Source organism: Dysosmobacter sp. HCP28S3_G4 (assembly GCF_052065175.1).
In the GTDB taxonomy this organism is placed as follows: Bacteria; Bacillota; Clostridia; order Oscillospirales; family Oscillospiraceae; genus Oscillibacter.
Window position 1 is genome coordinate 1 of sequence record NZ_JBQHUP010000082.1, and the last position, 4975, is coordinate 4975.

Consider the following 4975-nt stretch of genomic DNA (forward strand, 5'->3'; position numbering starts at 1 on the left):
GGGTCCACGCTGGGCCGTCCGTTATCTTCGCTGTACAGCAGTTCCACCATTTCGTAGAGTCGGTTAAAATCTACCGCCGCATCTATTTTCCGCAGCAGATGATCTTTCGGCGCCAAACTTTCTGTATCCACGATTTCTACGATTCCACGATCCAGCTTCCCTCGTTCAAGCATCTTTCATCACCCATGCTTATTTTACCATATAAATGCGAAAAGCCCAGCTATGCTGGACTTTTTCAACAGCCTGAGCCCGGGCGCTGCGCGCCCGGGCTTTTTATGTTCGGATCGTCCGTGGATCTTACACGGGGCTCTGGAGATTGGTATCCTTGATGCCGTGCTTTTCCACATAGCCGGTGAGCATCAGGGTCAGGGCGCCGTCGCCGGTGACGTTGCAGGCGGTGCCGAAGCTGTCCTGCAGGGCGAAGATGGCCAGCATCAGGCCGGTACCCTCGTCCTTGAACAGCAGGATGCCGGTGATGAGGCCCAGGGAGGCCATGACGGTGCCGCCGGGGACGCCGGGCGCACCGATGGCGAAGATGCCCAGCAGTAGGCAGAATAGGATCATGGTGCCCATGGAGGGAATGGAGCCGTACAGCATCTTGGCGATGGTCATGACGAAGAAGACCTCCGTCAGCACGGAGCCGCACAGATGGATGTTGGCGAACAGAGGCACGCCGAAGCTGACCATGTCCTCCCGGAGGACGCTGCTCTTGCGGGCGCAGCGCAGGGCCACGGCCAGGGTGGCGGCGGAGGACATGGTACCCACGGCGGTGAGGTAGGCGGGACCGTAGTGCCGCAGCACCTCCCAGGGATTCTTTTTGGAATAGGCGCCGGCCAGCAGGTACAGCACCGCCAGCCAGATGTAGTGGCCCAGCATCACGATGAGGATGATCTGGAGGAAGGCGGGCAGCTGGCGGGTGATCATGCCCTCATAGCTCAGGTTGCAGAAGGTGGCGGCGATGTAGAAGGGGAGCACGGGGATGATGACCTTGGTGACGACGGACAACACGATGTTCTGGAACTCCGCCAGCAGGTCGATGGTCTTCTGGGACTTGGTCCAGGTGGCCGCCAGACCCAGCAGGATGGACAGCACCAGGGCACTCATGACCGGCATGATCTGGGGGATGTTCAGCTCAAACACCACATCCGGCAGCTCCCGCAGTCCCGCCACGCTGGTGTCGATGGACAGATGGGGGATCAGGGCGTAGCCCGCGCCCATGGACATGAAGGCCGCGCAGATGGACGAGACGTAGGCGATGATTACCGCCACGCCCAGCAGCCGGGATGCGTTGGTGCCCAGCCGGGTGATGGACGGGGCGATGAAGCCGATGATGATCAGGGGCACGCAGAAGGTGATGAGCTGGCCCATGATGTACTGGAGGGTGACGACGACCTTCATGACGCTCTCAGGGAACACCAGTCCGCAGAGGATGCCCACCGCAATGCCCAAAAGCAGGCGAAAGGGCAGGCTGTCAAACAGTTTTTTCATTTTCTTCTCTCCTTGATGATTTGATGGACGGACCTTCGGCAAGTCCACCTCCGGCGCTGCTGCCGGACGGGCTCTCCGTTCCTATACTACCGTTTCTCCTCCGGAATGTCAACGCGGGTTTTCCCTGAAATTCCCCGGGTTACAGGGTTTTTGTGCCGGACGCTCCGCTCTGCTCCGTCTTCTGGATCTGGATGTCCACCCGGAAATAGGTGAACTGCCCCGTGGCCAGAAGCACATCGTTGTCGCCGGTGATGTCCACATCCACCAGGCAGGTGCTCCGGCCCCGGTGGCGCACATGTGCGGCGGCCCGGATGGTCCCCTGGGTCTGATTTTTCAGGAAATTCAAGGACCCGTTCTGGGTCACATAGTGCCGTCCGTCGGTGCAGGCCGCCACGCCGGTGGCGTTGTCCGCCAGCGTGTACAGCGCGCTACCGTGGACGATGCCGTAGGGGTTCTTGCTCTCCGGCCGGACATCCAGCCGGAACACCGCCCGGTCCCGCTCCACGGACTCCGCCTCAATGAAATTGTGCAGGGTAAAGGCGTTGCCCGCCAGAATATCCTGGATGTCCTGTTGTACTTCCGCCATATGGATGTCCTGTTGTACTTCCGCCATAGCTGTGCGCTCCTTTTTCTGTATTTTTCAAAGCGATTGTCAGTTTATCACATTTTCTGAAACTTTTCCACTTTTTTCGCCGCGGGGTTGACAACGCCGTCTCATTGTGTATAATGAACATATGAGCAATTATTCATATATTAGGAGGTGCCTATGGAAGACCGCTATACCGTGGAGTGCTGCGACTTCATTCACGCCCATGAGGACATCGTGAAAAAAGTGCAGAAGGAGATGCCCAGCGAGGACACCCTCTACGACCTGACGGAGCTGTTTCGCATCTTCGGCGATTCCACCCGCGTCCGTATCCTCTACGTGCTGTTTGAGGCGGAGATGTGCGTCTGCGACATCGCCATGCTGCTGGGACTCACCCAGTCCGCCGTCTCCCATCAGCTGCGGGCTCTGAAAAACGCCCGGCTGGTGAAATCCCGGCGGGATGGGAAGACCGTGTTCTACTCTCTGGCGGACGATCATGTGAAGACCATCATCGACCAGGGTCTGGAGCACGTGTCCGAATAACAACTATTTGGAATTATTTTTGCAAATACTACAAGGAGGAATCATTATGAAGAAGCGTTTCAGCATGGTGGATCTGGACTGCGCCAACTGCGCGGCGAAAATGGAGACCGCCATTAAGAAGATCGACGGCGTCCATGACGCCACCGTCAGCTTTTTATCTCAGAAGCTGACCATCGACGCCGACGACGCCCGGTTCGATGATATCATGAAAGAGGTCGTCAAAGTCTGCAAAAAGGTGGAGCCGGACTGCGTCATCAAGCTGTGACGCCCGCTCCCCCACAAAGGAGGTTTCCCCCGTGTCCGGATTATCCCGAAAAGAGAAGAAAATGCTGACCCGCATTCTGACGGCAGCGGCGTTGCTGGTGCTGCTGGTGCTGCTGCCTAACCTCCGGCTGCCCTGGGCCCTGTACCTGGTCCCCTATCTCATCGTGGGCTGGGACGTGCTGTGGCGGGCCGTCCGCAACATCCTCAACGGCCAGGTCTTCGATGAGAATTTCCTGATGGCCCTGGCCACCGTAGGCGCCTTCGCCACGGCGGAGTACGCCGAGGCGGTGTTCGTCATGCTGTTCTATCAGGTGGGTGAGCTGTTCCAGAGCCACGCCGTGGGCAAGTCCCGCCAGTCCATCGCCGCGCTGATGGACATTCGCCCCGATTACGCCAACATTGAGCGGGACGGCCGGCTGGAGGAAGCGGACCCCGAGGACGTGGCGGTGGGGGAAACCATCGTGGTGAAGCCCGGCGAGCGCATCCCCCTGGACGGCGTGGTTCTGGAGGGAGCCTCCTCCCTGGATACCGCCGCCCTCACCGGCGAAGCCGCGCCCCGGGACGTCCGGGTCGGGGACAGCGTCATCAGCGGCTGCGTCAACCAGACGGGCCTGCTGCGGATCACCGTCACAAAGCCCTACGGGGAGTCCACGGTGGCAAAAATTCTGGATCTGGTGGAGAACGCCAGCGAGAAGAAGTCCACCAGTGAGAACTTCATCACCCGGTTTGCCCGGTATTACACCCCCTGCGTGGTCATCGCCGCCGTTCTGCTGTTCGCCGTCCCCACCGTTCTGCTGGCGGTGCTGGACCCGCTCCCCGCGTTCCTGACCGGCACCGTCTGGACGGACTGGCTCCACCGGGCGCTGATCTTCCTGGTCATCTCCTGCCCCTGCGCGCTGGTGATCTCCGTGCCCCTCAGCTTTTTCGGCGGCATCGGCGGCGCCAGCAAGTGCGGCATTCTGGTGAAGGGCGGCAACTATCTGGAGCTGCTGGCCAAAACGGAGACCGTGGTGTTCGACAAGACCGGCACCCTGACCCGGGGCACCTTCTCCGTCAGCGCCATCCATCCGGAATCAGGCTTCACGGAGAAGCAGCTGCTGGAGACCGCCGCCCTGGCGGAGTCCTACTCCGACCATCCCATCTCCCTCTCCCTGAAAGCCGCCTGCGGGGCGGAGTTGGACGCCCAGCGGGTGTCCGGCGTGGAGGAGATCGCCGGCCACGGCGTCCTGGCCAGGGTAGACGGCCGACCGGTGGCCGTGGGCAACAGCCGTCTGATGGAGCGGGAGCGGGCCGTCTGGAAGCCCTGCGATCTGCCCGGCACCATCGTCTATGTGGCCATCGACGGCGTCTGCGCCGGTCACATCGTCATCTCCGACCAGCCCAAGCCCGATGCGGCGCAGGCCATCCAGGCCCTGAAGGCTGCCGGCGTCAAAAAGACGGTGATGCTCACCGGCGACAATCCGGCCGCCGCGGAAGACATCACCCGGCGGCTGGGTCTGGACGAATACCACGCCGGACTGCTGCCCGGGGACAAGGTGGACCATCTGGAAGCGCTTCTGGCGGCCAAGACGCCCGGCGCCGTGCTGGCCTTCGTGGGCGACGGCATCAACGACGCCCCGGTGCTGGGCCGGGCGGACGTGGGCATCGCCATGGGCGCCCTGGGCTCCGACGCCGCCATCGAGGCGGCGGACGTGGTCCTCATGGACGACAAGCCCTCCAAGATCGCCGCCGCCATCCGCATCTCCCGGAAGACCCTGCGGGTGGCGAAAGAGAACATCTGGTTCGCACTGGCCGTGAAGGCCGTGGTGCTGGTGATGGGCGCCTTCGGCGCGGCCACCATGTGGGAGGCGGTGTTCGCCGACGTGGGCGTGGCCGTCATCGCCATCCTTAACGCTACCCGGACCCTGCGGGTGGACGATGTGGTCTGACCTGCCGATCCAAAAGAGAGCGCCGCGGAAAAACCGCGGCGCTCTGGCTGTCGAAAAAGTCCGAGGGACTTTTTCGACAGCCTTCACAATGCCTCGCTTTTCTGCCCGCGCAGCGGGCCGAAAAGCTGCCGCTGCGCGGCGCAAACGCCTGCTGACACAGGCTTTT

General features: G+C 61.6%; 5 protein-coding genes and 1 pseudogene. 3 read left to right on the forward strand and 3 right to left on the reverse strand.

What is annotated here, in order from left to right; genetic code table 11:
• The 3 genes and pseudogenes from ACTNBU_RS12315 to ACTNBU_RS12325 form a co-directional block, all read right to left on the reverse strand.
• Positions 1–173, reverse strand: a pseudogene (locus ACTNBU_RS12315) (IS5/IS1182 family transposase); the annotation flags it as partial.
• Positions 174–297: 124 nt separating this feature from the next.
• A complete protein-coding gene (locus tag ACTNBU_RS12320; RefSeq protein ID WP_441034362.1) occupies positions 298–1488 on the reverse strand; it encodes a dicarboxylate/amino acid:cation symporter in 1191 nt (396 codons plus the stop codon).
• A 139-nt stretch (positions 1489–1627) separates the two neighbouring features.
• Positions 1628–2101 carry a PaaI family thioesterase gene (locus ACTNBU_RS12325; RefSeq protein ID WP_441034364.1) on the reverse strand — a complete coding sequence of 158 codons (474 nt, stop codon included), beginning with the start codon at positions 2099–2101 and terminating at the stop codon, positions 1628–1630.
• Positions 2102–2254: 153 nt separating this feature from the next.
• Between ACTNBU_RS12325 and ACTNBU_RS12330 the strand changes: the two genes are divergently transcribed.
• The 3 genes from ACTNBU_RS12330 (at position 2255) to ACTNBU_RS12340 (ending at position 4809) form a co-directional block, all read left to right on the forward strand.
• On the forward strand, positions 2255–2617 hold the full coding sequence (locus tag ACTNBU_RS12330) for an ArsR/SmtB family transcription factor (protein ID WP_441034366.1): 363 nt from the start codon (positions 2255–2257) through the stop codon (positions 2615–2617).
• Positions 2618–2663: 46 nt separating this feature from the next.
• Complete coding sequence (locus ACTNBU_RS12335) at positions 2664–2882, forward strand: cation transporter (RefSeq protein ID WP_441034367.1); 219 nt, start codon at positions 2664–2666, stop codon at positions 2880–2882.
• 61 nt (positions 2883–2943) lie between these two features.
• Positions 2944–4809: a heavy metal translocating P-type ATPase gene (locus ACTNBU_RS12340; RefSeq protein ID WP_441034369.1), complete on the forward strand. Its 1866-nt coding sequence runs from the start codon at positions 2944–2946 to the stop codon at positions 4807–4809.
• The last annotated feature ends 166 nt before the right edge of the window (positions 4810–4975 follow it).